At 65.7% G+C, this 18816-nt stretch carries 20 protein-coding genes; 10 read left to right on the plus strand and 10 right to left on the minus strand.

What is annotated here, in order from left to right; translation table 11 throughout:
* Positions 1-170: 170 nt before the first annotated feature.
* The 4 genes from ACFC0O_RS15480 (at position 171) to ACFC0O_RS15495 (ending at position 3705) form a co-directional block, all read left to right on the plus strand.
* Positions 171-1148 (plus strand): alpha/beta hydrolase, encoded by a 978-nt coding sequence (locus tag ACFC0O_RS15480; RefSeq protein WP_375958172.1) that lies wholly within the window; start codon positions 171-173, stop codon positions 1146-1148.
* Complete coding sequence (locus tag ACFC0O_RS15485) at positions 1138-1728, plus strand: SRPBCC family protein (RefSeq protein ID WP_375958174.1); 591 nt, start codon at positions 1138-1140, stop codon at positions 1726-1728. The genes ACFC0O_RS15480 and ACFC0O_RS15485 overlap by 11 nt, the downstream gene beginning before the upstream one ends.
* 67 nt (positions 1729-1795) lie before the next feature.
* A complete protein-coding gene (locus tag ACFC0O_RS15490) occupies positions 1796-2524 on the plus strand; it encodes an MBL fold metallo-hydrolase (RefSeq protein ID WP_375960732.1) in 729 nt (242 codons plus the stop codon).
* Positions 2525-2538: 14 nt separating this feature from the next.
* Positions 2539-3705 carry a serine hydrolase domain-containing protein gene (locus ACFC0O_RS15495; protein WP_375958175.1) on the plus strand — a complete coding sequence of 389 codons (1167 nt, stop codon included), beginning with the start codon at positions 2539-2541 and terminating at the stop codon, positions 3703-3705.
* 14 nt (positions 3706-3719) lie between these two features.
* Here ACFC0O_RS15495 and ACFC0O_RS15500 read toward each other — a convergent pair whose 3' ends face one another.
* The 4 genes from ACFC0O_RS15500 to ACFC0O_RS15515 all read right to left on the minus strand — a co-directional run bounded on the left by ACFC0O_RS15500 (position 3720) and on the right by ACFC0O_RS15515 (position 7201).
* Entirely contained in the window at positions 3720-4544 is an 825-nt protein-coding gene (locus ACFC0O_RS15500) for a helix-turn-helix transcriptional regulator (protein ID WP_375958177.1), read from the minus strand.
* Positions 4545-4607: 63 nt separating this feature from the next.
* The gene (locus ACFC0O_RS15505) at positions 4608-5912 is read right to left on the minus strand and encodes an acyltransferase family protein (protein ID WP_375958179.1); all 1305 of its coding nucleotides are present in this window, start codon (positions 5910-5912) and stop codon (positions 4608-4610) included.
* Positions 5909-6736: an SGNH/GDSL hydrolase family protein gene (locus ACFC0O_RS15510; protein ID WP_375958181.1), complete on the minus strand. Its 828-nt coding sequence runs from the start codon at positions 6734-6736 to the stop codon at positions 5909-5911. Before ACFC0O_RS15510 ends, ACFC0O_RS15505 begins: the two co-directional genes overlap by 4 nt.
* A 96-nt stretch (positions 6737-6832) precedes the next feature.
* Positions 6833-7201, minus strand: coding sequence for a hypothetical protein (locus ACFC0O_RS15515; protein ID WP_375958183.1), 369 nt, complete (start codon positions 7199-7201; stop codon positions 6833-6835).
* Positions 7202-7491: 290 nt separating this feature from the next.
* Here ACFC0O_RS15515 and ACFC0O_RS15520 point away from each other — a divergent pair, with 290 nt between their 5' ends.
* Complete coding sequence (locus tag ACFC0O_RS15520) at positions 7492-8394, plus strand: DNA-processing protein DprA (RefSeq protein WP_375958185.1); 903 nt, start codon at positions 7492-7494, stop codon at positions 8392-8394.
* A 32-nt stretch (positions 8395-8426) separates the two neighbouring features.
* Positions 8427-9233 (plus strand): SDR family NAD(P)-dependent oxidoreductase, encoded by an 807-nt coding sequence (locus tag ACFC0O_RS15525; RefSeq protein ID WP_375958187.1) that lies wholly within the window; start codon positions 8427-8429, stop codon positions 9231-9233.
* A 33-nt stretch (positions 9234-9266) separates the two neighbouring features.
* Here the strand turns inward: ACFC0O_RS15525 and ACFC0O_RS15530 are convergent, their stop codons facing one another.
* From ACFC0O_RS15530 to ACFC0O_RS15545, 4 genes are all read right to left on the minus strand, one after another.
* A complete protein-coding gene (locus tag ACFC0O_RS15530; RefSeq protein WP_375958189.1) occupies positions 9267-10730 on the minus strand; it encodes an MFS transporter in 1464 nt (487 codons plus the stop codon).
* A gap of 92 nt (positions 10731-10822) precedes the next feature.
* Positions 10823-11659, minus strand: coding sequence for an NAD(P)H-binding protein (locus ACFC0O_RS15535; RefSeq protein WP_375958191.1), 837 nt, complete (start codon positions 11657-11659; stop codon positions 10823-10825).
* A 167-nt stretch (positions 11660-11826) separates the two neighbouring features.
* Entirely contained in the window at positions 11827-12633 is an 807-nt protein-coding gene (locus tag ACFC0O_RS15540; RefSeq protein WP_375958193.1) for a class I SAM-dependent methyltransferase, read from the minus strand.
* Positions 12630-13400, minus strand: coding sequence for an alpha/beta fold hydrolase (locus ACFC0O_RS15545; protein ID WP_375958195.1), 771 nt, complete (start codon positions 13398-13400; stop codon positions 12630-12632). The genes ACFC0O_RS15540 and ACFC0O_RS15545 overlap by 4 nt, the downstream gene beginning before the upstream one ends.
* A 322-nt stretch (positions 13401-13722) precedes the next feature.
* Here ACFC0O_RS15545 and ACFC0O_RS15550 point away from each other — a divergent pair, with 322 nt between their 5' ends.
* Positions 13723-14562, plus strand: a complete 840-nt coding sequence (locus tag ACFC0O_RS15550) for a helix-turn-helix domain-containing protein (protein WP_375958197.1) — start codon at positions 13723-13725, stop codon at positions 14560-14562.
* Positions 14563-14850: 288 nt separating this feature from the next.
* On the opposite strand, the gene ACFC0O_RS15555 is transcribed toward ACFC0O_RS15550, so the two are convergent.
* Positions 14851-15342 (minus strand): TetR/AcrR family transcriptional regulator, encoded by a 492-nt coding sequence (locus ACFC0O_RS15555; protein WP_375958199.1) that lies wholly within the window; start codon positions 15340-15342, stop codon positions 14851-14853.
* 72 nt (positions 15343-15414) lie between these two features.
* Between ACFC0O_RS15555 and ACFC0O_RS15560 the strand changes: the two genes are divergently transcribed.
* From ACFC0O_RS15560 to ACFC0O_RS15570, 3 genes are all read left to right on the plus strand, one after another.
* Positions 15415-15990 (plus strand): dihydrofolate reductase family protein, encoded by a 576-nt coding sequence (locus tag ACFC0O_RS15560; RefSeq protein WP_375958201.1) that lies wholly within the window; start codon positions 15415-15417, stop codon positions 15988-15990.
* A 324-nt stretch (positions 15991-16314) separates the two neighbouring features.
* Positions 16315-16749, plus strand: a complete 435-nt coding sequence (locus ACFC0O_RS15565) for a hypothetical protein (protein ID WP_375958203.1) — start codon at positions 16315-16317, stop codon at positions 16747-16749.
* A gap of 79 nt (positions 16750-16828) precedes the next feature.
* On the plus strand, positions 16829-18133 hold the full coding sequence (locus tag ACFC0O_RS15570; protein ID WP_375958205.1) for a hypothetical protein: 1305 nt from the start codon (positions 16829-16831) through the stop codon (positions 18131-18133).
* Positions 18134-18163: 30 nt separating this feature from the next.
* Here ACFC0O_RS15570 and ACFC0O_RS15575 read toward each other — a convergent pair whose 3' ends face one another.
* Positions 18164-18691, minus strand: coding sequence for a hypothetical protein (locus tag ACFC0O_RS15575; RefSeq protein WP_375958207.1), 528 nt, complete (start codon positions 18689-18691; stop codon positions 18164-18166).
* Between the last annotated feature and the right edge of the window lie 125 nt (positions 18692-18816).

Raw genomic sequence — 18816 nt, forward strand, 5'->3', positions numbered from 1 at the left:
TTTCGCCCCGCCGTCACGGCCACCTCTTCCGCTCGAATTCGGAGTTCGTCTCTTTGGCAATGCCCTGATGACAGGCGATGCGACCTTATCACCCCGGCCATCGGCGGTTCTTCGCCATTCGACCGGCGCGCTCTTGTTTAACTTACGGCACTGTCATATTGTCGCCGTTCATGAGCGTGAACGTGGATGGTTCCTCGGCGGACGGCCTGGTGATCGAGGAGTTCGGCCCCGCGAGTCGGCGCACCCGGGCGGTGAGTACGGCCCTGCGGCCGATCGTGCGCACGGTAATCGAGGCGTCCTCGGTGCTCGCACGACCGTGGAATGTGCGGCTGGCCGCGGTCACCGACTTCGTGGGGCTCCTGCATCGCATGCCCGCGGGGGTGTCGCGGCGGCCGGTGTACCTGCCGGATCTCGACCTCGAATGGGTGTGGTGCTCGACCGCGGCATCACCGGAATCGGCTCGCGGTGCGGTGCTGTACTTCCACGGCGGCGCGTTCGCCGCGGGCGGTGTGCGCACCTTCCGCGGTATGGCGGCGAGACTGTCGAGCGCGACCGGTCTGCCGGTGTGCCTGGTGGGGTATCGACAGTTGCCCGCGGAGTTCTCGGCGATCGTCGCGGATGGGGTGCGGGCTCATCGATACCTGATGGCGCGAGGTTTCCGGCCCGATCGCATTGTCTGCGCCGGGGACTCCAGCGGAGGGTGTCTGGCGTTCGCGGTGCCGCTGGCGCTCCGGGCCGCGGGTCTGCCGTTGCCGGGCAGCATTGTCGCGGCGTCGCCGTGGACGGATTTCGACGGCGCGGGCAAAGTGGCATCGCCCCATGGCCGGACCGAGGTCTTCTTCTCCGCGTCCGCCGTGCAACGCCTGGTCGATCGCTTCCTGGTCAATGACGAACGCGGACAACCGGTGTCGCCGGTCGATGCGGATCTGCGCGGGCTGCCGCCGGTGCTGATCCAGGTCGGTACCACCGAACTGCTGCGCTGCGACGCCGAACTCATGGCTCGGCGACTGACCGCCGCAGGCGTGCGCTGCCGTCTGCAGCTGTGGGACCGCCAGCCGCACGGTTTTCCCGTCTTCGGCGTTCTGCCCGAGTCGGGTCCTGCCATCGCCGAGATGGCGCGTTTCATACAGGAGAATCATGAGATCTGATGTCCGCACCTGGTTGCTACCCGGTGCCGCTATCGCGGCCGCGGCCGCGCTGTACATCCCGAAAGGGCGTGCGGCGCAGGCGGCGTCACGGTTCGCGCTGGAGCCGATCGCCGCCGAACGCACCGATCACTACCTCGCCACCGCACCGGTCACGGCGTCCGTCTACGCCGAATTGCCGATACCGCCGACGGCGGTGTTCGACGCACTGCTCGACGAATCCTGTTTCTCCTGGCTTCCAGGGGTATCGGGTTTCCGGTACGACTCACCCGATCGCGGCCTGGGCGCGACGCGGGTGCTGCTCAATCCGCTGATGGCTGTGCGCGAGCAGTTCACCGCCTACCGCGAGGGGGAACGCCTCGATTACACCTTCGTCGGCATGTCGATTCCGGCGTTGGTCTCCGCCGTCGAATCCTATGAATTGCAGCCGATCGCACAGGGTTCCACGCTGTTGACCGTGCGGGTTGCGATGACGCCGCGCATTCGGGTGCCCCGGATGCTGGCCCGGCCGCCGTATCGGGCGTTCACCGTGCAGGCCGTGCGCGGGCTGGGTGGGGCCGAGCGGACGGGCGGCGAGGGGTGACCGTGCTAGCGCGTCGATCGCTGCCTGCTCGAATCGCATTCCGGTACAGGGAGTTTCGTTGAGTGTTGTGATCGAGCGAATGCCGGAACTGTCGCTCACGCGGGTCTCGCGATGGTTCTTCAATTGCTACCTGCTCAGGGGTGAGGATGACGCGCTGGTGGTGGTCGATCCCGGAATGCCGCGGATCGCACAGGATTTGGCCCCGCTAACAGCCGAGCTACGCGGTTCGGTCCGGGTCGTCACCGCCACGCACGGGCACGGCGATCACGTCGGCGGTGCGGTGGATCTTGCGCGCCGCAGCGATGCGGCGATCCATCTGCCCGCGCTCACCCTGAGCTATCTCGACGGAACGCGTCCCCGGACGCCGACTCTGGCGCAGATGGCACGCGCCTGGCCGCTGCTGTTCGGGCAACCGTTCGACCGAGGCGGCGCGGTCGGCTCGCTACTGGCCACCGGCACAGCCGGATTCGGTGGCCCACGCGGCATGGTGTGGACCGGGCCTCGTCCGGTCGGCGGACTGTCCGAAGGGATGTCGCTACCGCATGCGCCGGAGTGGACCGTCCTCGACAGTCCCGGGCACACCGACGACAGCATCGTGTTCTGGAACGAGCGCACCCGCACGCTGATCTCCGGGGACGCGGTCGTCTCGATCCGAGGCAGGCCGTGTTTCGCCCCGGACGTCGTCGATGCCGAGGCCGCGACGCGCACCGAGCATCGGCTGCGGGATTTGCCTGTGGCACATCTGCTTCCGGGGCACGGTCGGCCGATTCACGCGGAATCGGTCTGGGCACTGTGAGACAGGAAGAACGAATGCTGAAGCGAATCGCGGTGAACGCGATCACCATGACACTCGCCCTCGCGTGGAATGCCCCGGCCCATGCGTTACCGCTGCCGTTGCTGCCGCACATCCCCTTCTATGAAACCGACACCATGTCGCCGTCCAGTCACCCCGAACCCCTACTGAGAGACTCGGACGGGGGAACGCACCTGGACGCCACCTACGTCTTCAACGGGCAGACTCACACCGTCGGGGAGTTCCTGGACCGATCATCGACGCGGGGCTTTCTGGTGCTGCGGGACAACCGGATTCTCGACGAGCGCTACTTCGGCGGGTACTCCGCCGACAGCCGATTCAATTCCTGGTCGGTCGGCAAGTCGATCACCGCCGCCGCGGTCGGTATCGCGATCTCCGAGGGCAGGATCGCCTCGGTCGAGGATCCGGTCACCGAGTACGTGCCCGAACTCGCGACCAGCGGCTACGACGGTGTGCGCATTCGCGATGTCCTGCATATGGCATCGGGTATCGCCTATGACGAATCCACCAACACCGATCCGACCAAGGGCTCGACCAACACGATGATCCGAATGGTCGCGGGGATCTCGCTGCCCGATCAGAGTCGCGCGATGGCGCGTGAGCGCCCGGCGGGGACGCAATGGAATTACGCCTCGATGGACAGCTTTGTGCTGGGCTGGATCGTGTCGAAGGTGACCGGTGCGCCGCTGTCGAGCTATGTGCGGGACCGGATCTGGGGACCGGCGGGGATGGCGAGCGACGCACTGGTCGGGCACGACTACGCCGGTAATACCGTCGGGTTCTGCTGTTATCACGCCACCGTTCGCGACTTCGCGCGTTTCGGGTTGCTGTATCTGCACGGTGGTGAAGTCGGCGGTCGGCAGGTCGTACCTCGGGAGTGGATCGACGAGTCCACGCACAGCGCCGAACCGTATCTACAACCGCATCAGCTGATCCCGGCTCGGCCGAACGCGTCGGAGAACGCCTTCGGTTACGGCTACCAGTGGTGGCTCGGAGATGGCGACCGCGGTGATTACGCCGCGGTCGGGTTCCTCGGTCAATTCATCTATGTCTCACCGAAAGACGGCATCGTGATCGTCAAAACCAGTGAAGACCTCAACTCCACCGACCATATGGCCGAAGCTTTGCAGGCTTTTCGCGCGCTGGCCGATGCCGCCCGATGACGGCTGTGCCGCGACTACTCAGTCGGCCCGAGCAGCAGGGCCAAGCGGTCGGCGTCGGGGCTGCCCGCCTCGGCGGTGTCGATCATGATGCGCAGGTCGCTGCCCGCGACCGTCAACACCGCGCAGTCCAAGGTGATGTCACCGACCTTCGGATGGGCGATGGTCTTGACCGTGGTGTCGAATGCCGCGACGACTCCCGAGTCCCAGAGGGCGGCGAATTCGCTGCTGTGGCCGCGTAATTCGTCGACGAGCCGGGCCAGTCGCTGATCTGCCGGGTAACGCAACCGGGTGGCGCGCAGGTCCGAGACGAGCGCGAGTTCCAGGGCGGCCAGATCCTGCGGGGCGTAGCGGCCGACTCCGCCCGGGGCGACGAAATGCCGCCAGATCCGATTGCGTTCATTGCCCTGCCAGCTCTCGGGGTCCCCGAGCAGTGCGACGCAGGCCGGATTGGCTTGCAGCAGTGTCCAGGACGCGTCGAAGACGGCGACCGGAATGCCGACGAGCCGATCCAGCATGCGCTGCACGGCCGGGGGAATGGTGGTCGGAACCGCGCCCGGCTCGGGCAGTGCCAGACCCGCGAGTTGGTGCAGGTGTGCGCGTTCGTCCGGCGAGAGCCGCAATGCCCGTGCGAGTGCCTCGACCACTTGCGGTGACGGGTTGGAGGCGCGGCCCTGCTCCAGCCGGGTCACGTAGTCGACCGAGATACCGGCGAGCAGGGCCAATTCCTCACGGCGCAGCCCGGGCGCGCGGCGCACCCCACCCGCGACCGGGCGCGCCGGATCGGGTGGGATCTGATCACGCCAGCGCCGCACCGCCAGTCCGAATTCCGCTGTCGCCATGGCTCAATTGTCGCCACCGAGCACCCGGGGACCGCAACCGGGACCGAGCGCATCGGGAGGAACCTATGGCGACGGGTTCGCCCCGGACTCCGCAGACACAGCCGACCTCGCCGGTGCCGCAGCCCGTGGCCGGGCGAAGCGCCGCATGATCGGCAGATCGACCCAGTGATACAGCGCCGCCGCGATCACGGTGGACACTGCCAGGCTCAGCAGGGAGAACAATGCCCAGCCGAGGATGCCGAACTCCTTACCGCCGATCAGATGCCGGGTGATCAGCGCCATCACCGGGAATTGGATCAGGTAGAAGGCGAAGGAGATATTGCCCAGCCACACCATGCGCGGATGCGCGGTGAGTCCGCTGACGCCCTGCAGGTCCCGCGCCGCGAGGGTCGCCACCACCGCGGTCATGGGGGCGAGCAGCAGCACCGACATCTTGTAGTTCACCGGTACGACCCAGGTCGCCGCGTACGCGATGCCCAGCGCCAGCAGCGGCAGGGTGAGCCGGGTGTTGCGCCAGCGCCCTTCGATCACCATCCGCGCGGCCAGCACACCGAGGAAGAATTCCGGCAGCCGGGACAGCGGGAAGGTGTAGCTGAGCCAATATGACGGCGACACCGGGATATTGGGCTGCGCGAACCACGCCGGGGAGGCGTGCAGCTCGTAGTAGGGCGAGGTGTTGCCCGGAACCAGCCGGGGCGCAAAGGCATTCGCGATGCCCTTGGGTCCGTCCGCCCACAGGAAGTATCCGGTGTGCAAGGCCGCGATACCGAGCATGAGCAGCACCATCGCCAGCAGCAGGCGGCGCGTGGGAATCCGCCGGATCAACGGCAGCACCAGTGGAAAGCTCAGGTAGAACAGCATTTCCGCGGCCAGTGACCAGGACGGCACATTCAGCCCGCCGACCGTGGTCCATTTCGGCACCCAGGTGTGCACCAGCAGCAGATTCGGTACCCACACCACCGCGCGGCTCAGCGGCACACTCGCGACCACCACGAACGCCGCCGCGGCCAGCAGATGCGTGGGATAGATCTTGAGCACCCGCCGCCGATAGAACCCGCGCACCGACATTCCGGGCCGGAACGACCAGTAGATGATGAAGCCCGACAGCACGAAGAAGAACGTGACGCCCGCGGCCCCCAACTGCATCGGAATCCACTGGTGGATATGGCGGAACAGCTCGGACTTCTGGAACGGATAGACCGGCAGGAACACCAGCGCGTGCAGTACGAACACCGCGAACGCGGCCCACCAGCGCGCACCGGTCAGCGAGGGCAGTGCGGGCCGATGCTCCGCCGAGTGGGCGGGAGCCTGCGTGTCGGCCGAAATCGGTTGTGCCGCAGTGCCACGCGCGGGCAGGGTTTCGGTCACCGCGCGTACCTGTCGAAGATCGCCTTCCCGACCACGTCATCACCCACGGGTGAGGGATGGAAGGGCAGTCCTTCGATATTGACGGTCGGATCCAGCACACCGTTCACCCACGGCTGCGGGGAGCAGAGCCCGTGCCCGGAGGTGATCGCGCGCGCGTCCAGGAACTCAATCTTCAATTCCTGTGCGGCTTCGCGCTGTGCCTGGTCGATGCGGTTGAAGTACTCCACGACGGTGCGTCCGCGCGGTTGCGTGAACGGCACGACGCCGAAGAAGTCCAGGCATACGGTGTCCTGTTCGGAATGGAACAGTTCGGGATATCCGACCAGCACGATGCGCGCGTTGGGCGCGTAGTACCGGATGTAGGTCACCGCGTTGCGGATGCGCGCGGCATAGGACGCCCCGGTGATATCGCGGGAGTCGGGCAGACGCCCGGCCGCGACGGCATCCGCTCCGCACCCTTCGGCGAGGTCGAAGACGCAGTGTTGCATTGCGGCCCACAGGGATTGGTCCGCGGTGCCCCAGCGGTCGTTGAGCCCGAACTGCAATGTCACCACTTTGGTGCGCGGCCCGAACGCTCCCGCCTTATCGGCATCGCGCGTTTCCACGCCGAGGGTGTATCCGGAGGTGTCGATGGACGCACCCAGACACGATCGATTCTCCACCCGGTCGGTGCCCGCGACACCCATCAGGGTGCTGAGCCGTTCGGGCCACGCGGTGGCTCCGCGCTCACACGACCCGACCTCCGACAGCGGATTCCACACATTCGCCGAGAACGAATCACCCAGCACGACAAGGTCTTTGCCCTCGCGCGCGGTATCCGCCACGGCACTTCCAGTCCCGGTCACGGTGGCCGCGACCGCCATCGCGGCAGCACACAGCCACCGACCGCTGTTACCCAGCACGTCGTATCCCCGGTCCCGCTAGTAGCCGGCGCGCGGTTCGAACCCGGGCACATCCAGGCTCGGCGGCGCGGGTTTGGGAGCCTGGGTCTGCGGCGCGGGCTGCGGCGCCGGTTTCGGCGCGACCGGCTGGGGCGCGGGCGGTTCGACCACCTCGGGCGCGGGCGCCGGAGCGGGCGCTTCGGTACTGCTCACCGGCGCCGGGGTGCTCACCGGAGCTGCGGTACTGCTGACGGGCGCGCTCACCGCGCTGGTCGTGGTACTCGTGCCGGTCGACCCGCCGGCGGTGTCGTCATTTCCGCACGCCGCCACCCCGGCGATCAGCAAAACCCCTCCGATCAGTACCGCCGCGGTACGCGCGATCGAAACACCAGGGGCGTGGAGCGTCATAGAATCCTCGAATCGAAAACTGAAGTGTGAAAGTTTCACTTCGCGGGGAGTGTACAAGACGCCGAGCCCGGATCACCCCGATTCGCGCAAGCCGAGAATCCTTGGGGCACTGTACCCCCGTCGGTACCGGGCCGCTCGGTATCGCGGCCAGCTGCTATCACCTCTGACCGCGTGTCCCAACTGCGGTCGTGTGGGCCAGTTGTCGGCGGCTCGTCGTAGGTTGGGTGGGGAGTTGGGGTCCCCGCGAACGCGTGTGGTCCACCATGGCGCGGTGGGGAGTTGATGGACGGGTGAGCGATGAGCAGGTGGCGTTGGTGGCGTTGCTGCGCGCCCGGCCGCAGAAGACCACATGGCGTGAGCTGACCGAGCAGGTCCGCGAGTCGGGCAGCGCGTTGCAGGTGTGGGAGCACTACTTTCGCGCCCAGTTGATTCCGGGCGACGACCACGAACGCAGGCTCAGCGACGCTGCCACCGATCTTCGGTCCTGGGCGGCAAGCGGGTTGCGGTTCGTCTCGGTGCTGGACCCTCTGTACCCACGTCGCCTGCTCGATGTCGTTGAGACGCCGCCGTTCCTGATCACCCAAGGACGAGTGGACCCCGTCGACGAGGGAGTCTCGATGATCGGTTCCCGCGCCGCCTCCGAACGAGGCCGGGCGATGGCCGCAACGATCGCTACTCACCTCGTCGAGACCGGGCTGACCGTCATCTCCGGTCTGGCCGTCGGTATCGATACCGCAGCGCACACCGCCGCGCTCGCGGCGGGAGGCCGGACAGTGGCCTTCATCGGCACCGGGTCGCTGAACTGCTTCCCGCCGGAAAATCGAGATCTGCAACGACGGATCGCGTCCGAGGGTGCGGTCCTGTCGCAATTCTGGCCCCGGGCATCGCCATCGACGACATCGTTCCCGATGCGGAACGCAGTGATGTCCGGATATGGCTTGGCCACGATCGTGGTCGAAGCGAGCGAACATTCCGGGGCGCGCATTCACGCCCGCAAGGCTGTCGAACACGGCAGGCCCGTCGTGCTCACCGATCGTGTCGTAGCCGCCACCAGCTGGGCTCGAACTCTGGCGCGATGCCCCGGCGTGTGGGTGGCGGCCGGGTTGCAGGATGTCGCCGACATCATCGCCGACATTCGTCAGCAGCCCAAAGCCATCGAACAGGCGCTCTACGCCCTCGCGCAGGACCGGTAGTCGGGCGCGGTCATTCCCAATCGGTGTGTGCGTTGTTGAAAGCGGTGGGGCGCGACAGGGAGCATCAGCCTGGTACCGGCAGTCCCAGGACGCTCGGACGACTGGTTGATCTCCCCGCGTCGCGCGAATCTGAAGCCATGACAACCACACTCATTACCGGTGCGAACAAGGGATTGGGATTCGAGACCGCTCGTCGCCTGATCGAGGCGGGGCACATCGTGTATATCGGCAGCCGTGACGCTGAACGGGGGCAGCGGGCCGCGGCGGAGTTGGGTGCGCGGTCAGTGCTGCTGGATGTCACCGATGACGCGTCGGTGCAGGCGGCGGCCAAGCGTATTGACGCCGAGGGTGGTGTTGATGTGCTGATCAATAATGCGGGGATCGATGTGGAGGGTAACGGTGCGTTGGAGGTTGGTGAGGTTACTGCCGAGATGATGCGAGAAGTGTTCGATACCAACGTGTTCGGGGTGGTGCGTATGCTGCACGCGTTTCTGCCGTTGCTGCATCGGTCGGCGGCTCCGGTGGTGGTCAATGTCAGCAGTTCGCTGGCTTCGATGACGCGTAGCACTACGCCGGGGACCAATGCGTTCGCTTATCCCGGACTGTCGTATCCGGCGTCGAAGACCGCGGTCAACCGGCTCACGGTGCAGTATGCGAAAGCGTTGCCGCAGATGCGGATCAATGCGGTCGAACCGGGGTACACCGCCACCGATCTCAACGCTCATGCGGGCATTCAGACCGTGGCTCAGGGTGCGGAGATCATCGTGCGGATGGCGCAGGTGGCCCCGGATGGTCCGACCGGTGGCTATTACGACAGCACCGGATCCCTGCCCTGGTAACCAGGACGGGGATCCGGTGCGCGGTTCGATCGGTCAGTGTTCTTGCGCCGCAGCTTGTCCGGGGAGTCCGAATGCGGCGCCGAAGGACACCACGGTCAGCAGAATCGCCACACCGGTGACCGATCGCATCGCGGTCAATGCGACCTCGGGGCTGTCGCCGAGGGCGAATTGGCTGAAGAACAGTGTGCCCAGCGCCGCCACTCCGAGCGCGGCCGCGCCCTGCTGGAAGGATTCCAAAAGTCCGGAGGCCGAACCGATTTCGTGATCCTCGAGTTCTCCGACGATGATTCCGAACAGCGGTACGAAGATCATGCCCATACCGAGTCCATAGAGCGTGAGCGCCGGTGCCAATGCCAGTGGTGCGGGCGCGCTCGCGGCACCGAACTGTACGAATAGGATGAGCAATCCGAGCAGCATGCTCGTGAGTCCGATATGCAGCACCTTGCGGCCGAGCTTGGGAGCCAGCCCCGCCCCGACGCCGGAGCCCAGGAACGCTCCGATCGCCCAGGGTGCCATCGTGATACTGGCGCGCAGCGCGCCGTAGCCGAGGCCCATCTGCAGGTAGAGCCCGACGACCAGGGAGAACCCGCCGATGGCACCGAAGAACACGGTGACGAAGCCGATGCCGGAGGTGTACGAACGCTTGGCGAACACGCTGGTCTCGATGAGCGCGACCCGACCGCTGCCCGACCGGCGCATCTGATCGCGGGTGAACAGCGCGAGCACCGGAACACTGGCGACCAGCATGGCCGAAGTCCACCACGGCCAACCCAATTCGCGTCCCTCCACCAGCGGGTAGAGCAGCAGCGCCATACCGGTGCCGACGATGAGCGCGCCGCGTAGATCCAGGGTGAGCCCAGGCATCGGGGCCGCCGCGGGCAGGATCCAGATACCGAGCGCCAGTGCGATCGCCCCGAGCGGCAGGTTCATCAGGAAGATCGAGCGCCATCCGGTGCCGAGCAGATCGGCGTCGATGAGCAGTCCGGCGACAATGGGTCCCGCGATGGTGGCGACGCCGATGAGCGGGCCGAAAGCCGCATAGGCCTTACCGAATTCGCGGCCGAACAGATCGCGGATGAGTCCGAAGCACTGCGGCACCATCACCGCGGCGAACAAGCCCTGGGTGATGCGCGCGATCAGCAGCATCTCGACCGAGACCGCGAATCCGCAGAGCACCGAGGCGATCAGGAATCCGATCAACCCGATCACCAGGACGCGCTTGCGGCCGTACATATCGCCCAGGCGTCCGCCGGTGAGCAGCCCGATCGCCATGGCCAGGGTGTATCCGGCGCTGAGCCACTGCAGGGTGGCGACCGATCCGCCGAGGTCGCCGCGGATGGCGGGTGCGGCGACATTGACGATGCTGGCATCGAGCAGGTTGAGCAGGGTGGCGGCCAGAATCGCGAGCAGACCGAGCCACCGGCGCGGCAGGGGTGCGGTCGAATCGCCTGGGGTGGTGGGGGTGTGCAGGGCCGGTTGTTCGGCGACGGCGGTCACGGGTGACTCCTCGGGGAGATGCTGCAAACTAGAACGGAATGATCTGTTCCGTTATTGAAGCAGATCATTCCGTTCCGTTCAAGTGCTGTGGATCAGGCGAAGTCGCCGCGATGATCGGCCACCCACCGCGCATAGCTACGCGGCGCGTGCCCGGTCAGGTCCTCGACCACCGAATTGACCTCTGCGGGTTTGCCCACCGTGGCCGCCATCAGATCGAACAGGGCGTTGATGAACGCCGGATCCATGAACTGCGCCATCTGCTCACGCACGGGCGCATCGTCCAGCTCCTCGAAAACCAGTGGGCGACCGAGGATTTCGCCGAGCACCGCGACCTGCTCGACCTGGGTGAGCGATTGCGGCCCGGTCAGATCCAAACTCCGGCCCGCGTATCCACCGCCCAGCACCGCCGAAACCACCTCGGCCACATCGTCTTCGTGGATCACCGACGCGGTGGCCTGCCCGTAGGCCGCGCGAATCACATCCCCGCCCGCCAACTGCATCGCGAACGAGAGCGAGTTGATCGCCGGGAACAGCAGCCGCAGGAACGTCCACTCGATTCCGGACTCCTCGATCGCGCGCTCCACATCGCGGTGATACTGCGCGATCACATCGGGCTGGCGCTCGGCACCGTCCACCACCGCACCCGAGGACAGGAACACGATGCGCTGCACACCCGCGCGCCGGGCAGCGGAAAGCAGTGGCGCGACATCCATCTGATACGGCAGCACCAGGAAGATCGCGCTCACCCCGGCCAGCGCGATATCCAGTGACTCCGCATCGGTGAGATCGCCCGCCACCACCTGCGCGCCCGCGGGCAATCCCGCCGATTCCGGTCGGCGGGTCAGCGCCCGCACCGGATGCCCGGCGGTCAGCAATGCGTCCACGGTCTGACGGCCGAAATGGGCGGTTGCGCCGACTACCAAGAACATTGGCATTCCCCTTCATCCCCGCGCGGTCCTGAGCGGACCGCGTCCGATACGCAAACTGTATGGTTCGATCTGCGGGTATCGCGGTGTCAAAGAACGTCACGTGGGGGACCTGGGACGCCATGCTCGAGCGGCTCGGTCGACGGTCGAAATCCCTTGGGGAGAGTGGGTTAGTCGGCGAAACGCAGCAGGGTCAGGGACGGGCGCAGTGCGTGGCCGAGCGGGGTATTCGCGGCCCGGCGCATGAGCGGAGAACCCCAGCGCCCGCGACCCAGAGGCGGGATAAGGTCTTGGGAGGCAACAACTCCCGGGATCATGCGGGGGAGTCGGCGAGCCTGGCGCGGGCTCTGACTCGTCGGCATCGGTGGGGCGGTGTAGCGGGCGCTCAAACGCACTCTGCCGCGCATGGTCATGGCACTGAATACGCGCGGGATGGAGTCGTAGATCAGGACACCGCCCGGGAAATGTTCGGCCAGATCGGCGATCAGCCGATGGACCTCAGGGGTCGGCAGGTACATGAACAGGCCCTCTGCGGTGATCACCGCGGGCCCGCGCGGCACCTCCGCGAACCACGATCGATCCAGCGCCGACCGTGCCAGTCGCGTGATGCCCGGTGCGGGTGGCAGTAGGCGTTCCTGCGCGGCGATCATCTCCGGCAGATCGATGGAGTACCAGGCGACCTCGGGTGCGCCCACACGCCAATACGTCGTCTGCAAACCTTCGCCGAGTGCCACCACCGGCCCGGCCGGATGGATTGCGAGGAAGTCCGTGATCTGCTCATCGATCACCATCGCACGCAGGGAATGCACCTGACTGGGCGGGCCGAAGCGGTCGAAATCCTCAGCGGCCAGGGCACGGTAGAGGCGAATCGACTCATCGTCGGTGTAGACCGAATCCGGGCGCAATGCTTCCTCGGCGCGGTTACGCAGGGTCCACAGCGCCGTCTCGGGCACCCCGGACAATTGAGTTTGCGTCATCGGTCTGTCCCTGCCGTGTCGTGTTCACCGGTGAAAGCCAGCAGCGCTGCGGCCGTGCGGGCCGGATCCTCGAGATTGGGGGAGTGGCCCACGCCCGGCAGCAGCACCACCGTCGTATCGGGCACGACGCGGTACTCGACCGTGAAGGCGGGATCGAATCTGCTGTCGTCCTCCCCGAAGATGACCAGCAGCGGTTTGCCCAGGGGCGCAAGGCGTTCGGGGAGCGAACGCTCGTCGATATAGGCGAGATTGGCCTGCGACGCGGCGGCGAACACGATCGGATCGATGACACGGAACTGATCCACGTACTCCTGCGGGATCTCATAGTCCGGGCTGAAGCCCGAGCGCATCAGCTCACGGAACTGATCATCGGAGAGCTCCGACCACGGCCCCGACACCGCAGGCAGCAGCGGGTCCAGATAGGCGCGCATATGCGGCCCGAAATCCATGACCACCACCGCGCTCACCAAATCCGGTCGGAGCTCGGCCAGCGCCGTGACCACCGCACTGCCACTGGAATGACCCACGGCGACGACCTGCTCGACTCCGAGCCGATCCAGCACCGCCGCGACCCGATGTGCCTGATCCGGAACGCTATAGCCCACAGCGCCCAGCCCGGCCGATTCACCGCACCCGAGCAGGTCCACTCGAATGACCTGATGTGACCCGGTGAGCAACGGAACCATCGGATCCCACGACCGCCCCGACGCGGCCGTACCGTGGATCAGCAGCAGCGCCGGGGCATCGCGCGGCCCGTCCTGGGTCACATGGAGTTCACTACCGTCCGAGGGCCGAACCGACTCCCGGGCCCCTCGTAAGTTATTGCCGGAAACAGTCATACCTGAACTGTCGCTTGCGACCTATGCCTGTGGATTGGACAAATGTTCCCCACCGCCCGAGTAAGCGCTAGCGTGATCCTGACACTGCCCGAGATCCGGCGCGACGATCGCGGAACGGTCGACACCGGCGGCCACGAAGCTCGGTCGGTGGTGGTGGCGACCACGGAATTCGATCGGTCGACCTGGCGGCGGCCACGGGTTCAGTCAGTCGACGTGGCGGGCGCAGGGTTCGGTTGCATAGCATGGCGAAATGGGGTTCGGCGCGCCCGTGCAGGATGATGCGATGCTGTGGGCCATCGCCTGCCCACCCCGGCCCAGTCGCCTGCCCGGAGTCGCCATGGCCGGTTTCATCGACCGCGGCCTCACCCCGCCAGACCTGCGCCTGATCCCGCATCCGGCGGTCACCCTGCTGCTGGTCCTGGGTGGCACGATCGCCGTGGAAGACACTGCCGGACAACGGCATCGGGGCAGCTTCGTCATAGGCCCCGGATTTGGTGACGTGTTGCGCGCCCTGGAGGTGCAGGTCGCCAACTGCCTCCAGATCCGCCTGCCCCCGATGATCGCCAGCGCGATACTGGGTCCGGCAGCAGCCGACCTCGATGACTCCGTCGTCCCACTCGACGCCCTCCTGGGCCCCGAGGCAGACCGAATATGCCAGCAGCTCAACAGCTTCCGATCCTGGGATGAGCGCTTCGCCTGGGCCGACGCCTGGCTCACCCGCCGCTACGTGGCAGCCACATCCCGGATACAGCCCGAGGTGATGTGGGCCTGGCAGCGCATCGCCTCCGGACGCGGCATCATCCGAATCGAACCCCTGGCAACCGAACTCGGCTGGACCCGCAAACGCCTCTGGTCCCGATTCCACGCCCAACTCGGCCTCACCCCCAAACGCGCCGCCACCCTCATCCGTTTCGACCACGCCGTCCACAGCCTGGTCGCGGGCCGCCCGCCCGCCGAGGTCGCCGCCGACACCGGCTACACCGACCAATCCCACCTACACCGCGAGATCCGCGCCTTCACCGGCCTGACCCCCGCGACCGTGATCGACGAACCATTCCTCGCCGTCGACAGCACCGCCTGGGGCTGGTAACCCAGCCCAGCCGTATCGGGCTCGATGCAACGCGAGCTGCTGGCCGGTGCAGGTCGATTCGGCCCGCAAGGAGACGAGAGCTTCAGTGCGGCAACGGATGTGCTGGTGTCCCTGGATGCTTCGGCACCGGCCGCGGTAGCCAGGGTGCTGGCGTATCCGTACACCCGGGTGTGGGTGACCACCCTGCTGGGAGTCGCACCAATATTAGATCAAAAAATGGAAATATGCGCATTCAACGATGTGTCCCGGCCGCGTCAGCGTCCGGCTCAGGCCGAACCGAAGATTCGACTAAAGGCAGCCCATTGGAAAGAAGTGATCGCGCGCCACCTGGCCGCGGTGGCAGGCCGGTGGGGGAGTGATCGAGCGAATCAGCTCTTCGATCTGATCCTCGGTGAAAATGCCTGGGAGAGTGAGGTTGTCCAGGATCAGCCCGTTGACCACGAGGTAGGTGATGACGGCGTTCGCGTCGTCGGACGCAGTCGTGTCGAGCTCGGCGCGGACGCGTTCGGTGATCAAGGCTTGCAGGCCGGGCCGGCGCGTGGCTTCCAGTCGGAGCTCGAGGAATGCGAGATAGCCACTGCGAGAGTCGAGTACGTGGCCGCACGCGATCTGTGCGAGCAGGTCATCGCGGTTGGCGAAGTAGTTCGAGGCGGTACCTCGGGGGACTCGCGCCTGTTCGTCGACCGCGCGAAAGGTCAATCCGCGAGCGCCTTTTGCGGCCAGGACCTCGATCGACGCATCCAGTAGGGCTTGTCGGCGTATCCGGTTGTGACGAACCACTTGACACCACTCCAGTCGTAGTACTATCTTCAAATCACTTCATGCAGAGTACTACAACAGAGGCGGTTTGCAATGCGAAATCTTGTCTACTACGTGGCGGTCTCCCTCGACGGCTACATCGCAGGCCCGCAGGGCGAATTCGACTTCTACCCCGTCAGTGCGGACCAGTCCGAATGGGTCAACGCGCGGTACCCGGAGTCGGTCCCGGCCCACATCCGCGGACACTTCGGCATGCCGCTCGATACCCCGAACAGGGAATGGGACACCGTCCTGATGGGCCGCGGCACGTACGAGCCGGGCCTCGCGGCCGGAATCGTCAGCCCCTACCCGCACCTGAGGCAGTACGTCTTCACCCGCACGCTCGCGCCGGTGGACTATCCGCACGTGGAGATCGTCGACGGCGACCCCGCGAAGGTCGTTGCAGGACTGAAACAGCAAGCAGGACTGGATATCTGGCTCTGCGGCGGCGGAAACCTGGCGGGCCAGCTCCTCGAGGAGATCGACCAATTGATCATCAAGACCTACCCGGTCATCGCGGGCAACGGCATCCGCGCCTTCGACGGCGCCTTCCAACCCACCCGTTTCCAGGTCACCGAACGCCGTGAATTCGACAACGGCTGCCAGATCACCTGGCTCGACCGAGCCTGATCACTTCTTCCTACCCCCACATCCGAACATCTCGAAAGGCTGAACCCCACATGCGAAACCAGCGCCGTACCTTCCCCATTCAGAACAAGCAGCAGCCCTTCGCCCGCCCGCTGCCGCCGCGCACCATCCCCAACGCGAAGATCGGTTTTCCACGCCACGGCCGTTCCGGCGCACGGTAGCCGCGCAGCTCACCAGAGTGCGTGGAATCTGCGCTCCAGCAACAGCTTTGAAGATCGATCCTCCCCATCCCAGGGAATGGTCTGGGATGGGGAGATTGATAGCGTCGCGTTCGATTTGTCCGAGAAGATACCCAGAAGGAATGGCGTGGCGCCCGAACCGATCCCGAAGGCCATTCTCTGGACGGATCCCAAGCATCTGCCCGAGGCGGTGAACGGGGTCTTCACCGCCGCGAACGATCTGTTCGCGCTTCTGCAGCGGGCGGAGACCTTGGAGTCGGAAGTGTTCGGCGACCTGCTGTTTCAGGCGCGGAACTTCCATGCCGAGATGAACACCCTGATGGACGACGCTTCGGCGGACACCGAGAAACTGGGCGTATCCATCACCGCAAGTCTGGAATCGTATGGCGTCACTGACGTGGGTGGTGGCAGTTCGATCTCCGCTGTGGACGGCATCGCGCCCCCGGCAATCGATGGAACAGCGCCGGCGCCAGGTGTGACGATCCCCGCGCCCGATGTACCGAGTGTGACGGCACCGGTACCCGATGCGCTGGACCCGGTGGTCGTCCCGCCGTCGCAATAACCGAGGGGGAGCAATGGCGGTGGTCTGGAACTCCGGACATGTCGAGCTGCTGAAATCGCTACTGGATCAACTCGATCAGATGGCGGGCGATCACTGCACCTCTGATCAGTTGACGGCGGTGATCAAGCTGTCGTCGCCTTTTCAGCGGCCGCCCGGGCAGCCGAGCTCGCTTCGTGACCAGGCGAAGAAATACAAGTCGCAGGCCGAGCGAGCCGGCAGCGCCGTGGGCCACATGAAGAAGATGACCTCCTCGGAGGTGTCGGCCGTGTGGACAGGAGCGGGGGCGGAGGGTGCGAGTAAGTCCGTCGATGGCATGGTGGCTCGCGCCAAGGGACTTCAATCGCGGTTCCAGGCCGGTGATGTCGGGCTCACCGCCTGGTCGAACACGCTCGAGGCCGCTCAGAAGAGCTACGAGAGCGGGCGTGCCGAATTGAATTCTGTCCTGGAGATGTTCCGGAAGGCCGAGGCCGACAGCCTGTACGCCATGCCGGGCAAGAAGAACATCATCTCGATGGCCAAGGCCTGGCAGACCACCCGCGACGGCATGAAAACGCTGCACGACACGGCCGCGGAGGTGGACAAGGGGATGACGGCCGTTTTGGAGGCTGTGCGCACCGAGCACGCCAGTTATGAGATCGGGGACCCGAAGCGGCCGAAGCTGGTGCATGACGACACCTTCATCTACAACACGAAGAAGGGTGGTTTCCAGGATTTTCTGGACAAGCAGAAGTGGCAGGCGAAGCTGCTGGCGGGCGAGTACGTCAAATCCGATCTCGACGATGCCACCGCGATGTACCGGCACTACTGGGAAAACAACGGCAAGCCGCAGGAATTCGACTACAGCGAGGCGTATCGGGAGGACAGCGTCATCGCCCAGTCGGTGGACGATCAGATCAGCCGGGCGGCGCTGGCGGCGGATTTCTACGCGAAGTCCGGCGACCGAAATTTCAAGATCACCGGTGCTCCGAAGACCGTCAGCAGTCCTGCCACCGAGAATTGGCAGAAAACCATTGGGGGACACCAGCAATGGAGTCACGCCAATGTTCGGGTCGAGGGCGGGAAGGTGATCATGGACGTCACCGTGGAGGCGCAGGACTACTACAACTTCGACAAGGGCAAGGGCGATATCGCGACCGGCGTGAGTGATTCGGCAAACGGCCGCTTCGCCGAGATCGGCTGGGCCAAACCGTTCGAATCCCATGGCAGTTTGACGCGCACGGTGTCCTGGGACATCGGACAACCACCCTCGACCGCCACCACGGTCGCGTCCTCGACGCCGGACCGGAATCCGGGTCGCGAGGATCGCTCCGATAGTCGCGGCGACGGTGATGATGCGATCACCCCGGACAACCACCGCAATACCGGCAGCCTTCGCCCGAAGTGATGTTCGAGTTTGCTCGGCTGCCTGGGTAACTCACGGCGTGTGCGGCGTAGTGGGGGATAGGGCGATGATTCCGCTCGAGCCCAGCGGGAGGGTTACGCGCAGGGCGCGAATGTCGTCGACGAGGTCGGTGTAACCCTCTTGGATTTGCGCGAAGCGCAGTGCGGCGCCATGGTGGTGGATCGTATTGGCGCTGTGCCGCAGGGTCCATTGGAGTTGGGCATAGGCGTCGGCGATATGGCTGATCACTTCGCCGAGGGAATGCGTGTGACGACGAGTGCCCTGGGGGCGTGGCAGGTGGCGGACGGACCAGTCGTCGATGAGGGCGGTGAGGGTTGTGAGGCGGTCTCGTGTCGCTGCGGCGTCGAAGTCCGCGGGGCGCCTGGTCGCCGATAGCGACGCGGTGATCAGGGTCGCGTGCAGGTCGGCCAGTTCGCGAGCCCAGCCGATCAATGGCGAACCGGCCCTCAGGGTTCCGGCGATCGCCAGCAATAGTTGACGACCGTCCAACACACCGCATATGGATTCACCGTCACCGGCGGAGTTTTGCACAACCCTCATGGTTCGCAGTCTCGCGTTCATTGCGCCCTCATGTCACAACATTCGAATTCAGTGAGCATCCGATGGACCGCTCACACAAACTACGCTCTCAATAAATTGATTCGCGAATTACTTGGATACCCAGC

Origin of the sequence: Nocardia sp. NPDC056100 (assembly GCF_042266325.1) — a bacterium.
In the GTDB taxonomy this organism is placed as follows: Bacteria; Actinomycetota; Actinomycetes; order Mycobacteriales; family Mycobacteriaceae; genus Nocardia.

What these genes read in the sequence shown, in the direction of transcription:
- ACFC0O_RS15480 (WP_375958172.1), top strand. Translation starts at nt 171, where the DNA reads ATGAGCGTGAACGTGGATGGTTCCTCGGCGGACGGCCTGGTGATCGAG.
- ACFC0O_RS15485 (WP_375958174.1), top strand. Translation starts at nt 1,138, where the DNA reads ATGAGATCTGATGTCCGCACCTGGTTGCTACCCGGTGCCGCTATCGCG.
- ACFC0O_RS15495 (WP_375958175.1), top strand. Translation starts at nt 2,539, where the DNA reads ATGCTGAAGCGAATCGCGGTGAACGCGATCACCATGACACTCGCCCTC.
- ACFC0O_RS15500 (WP_375958177.1), bottom strand. Translation starts at nt 4,544, where the DNA reads ATGGCGACAGCGGAATTCGGACTGGCGGTGCGGCGCTGGCGTGATCAG.
- ACFC0O_RS15515 (WP_375958183.1), bottom strand. Translation starts at nt 7,201, where the DNA reads ATGACGCTCCACGCCCCTGGTGTTTCGATCGCGCGTACCGCGGCGGTA.
- ACFC0O_RS15535 (WP_375958191.1), bottom strand. Translation starts at nt 11,659, where the DNA reads ATGTTCTTGGTAGTCGGCGCAACCGCCCATTTCGGCCGTCAGACCGTG.
- ACFC0O_RS15540 (WP_375958193.1), bottom strand. Translation starts at nt 12,633, where the DNA reads ATGACGCAAACTCAATTGTCCGGGGTGCCCGAGACGGCGCTGTGGACC.
- ACFC0O_RS15550 (WP_375958197.1), top strand. Translation starts at nt 13,723, where the DNA reads ATGGGGTTCGGCGCGCCCGTGCAGGATGATGCGATGCTGTGGGCCATC.
- ACFC0O_RS15560 (WP_375958201.1), top strand. Translation starts at nt 15,415, where the DNA reads ATGCGAAATCTTGTCTACTACGTGGCGGTCTCCCTCGACGGCTACATC.
- ACFC0O_RS15570 (WP_375958205.1), top strand. Translation starts at nt 16,829, where the DNA reads ATGGCGGGCGATCACTGCACCTCTGATCAGTTGACGGCGGTGATCAAG.
- ACFC0O_RS15575 (WP_375958207.1), bottom strand. Translation starts at nt 18,691, where the DNA reads ATGAGGGTTGTGCAAAACTCCGCCGGTGACGGTGAATCCATATGCGGT.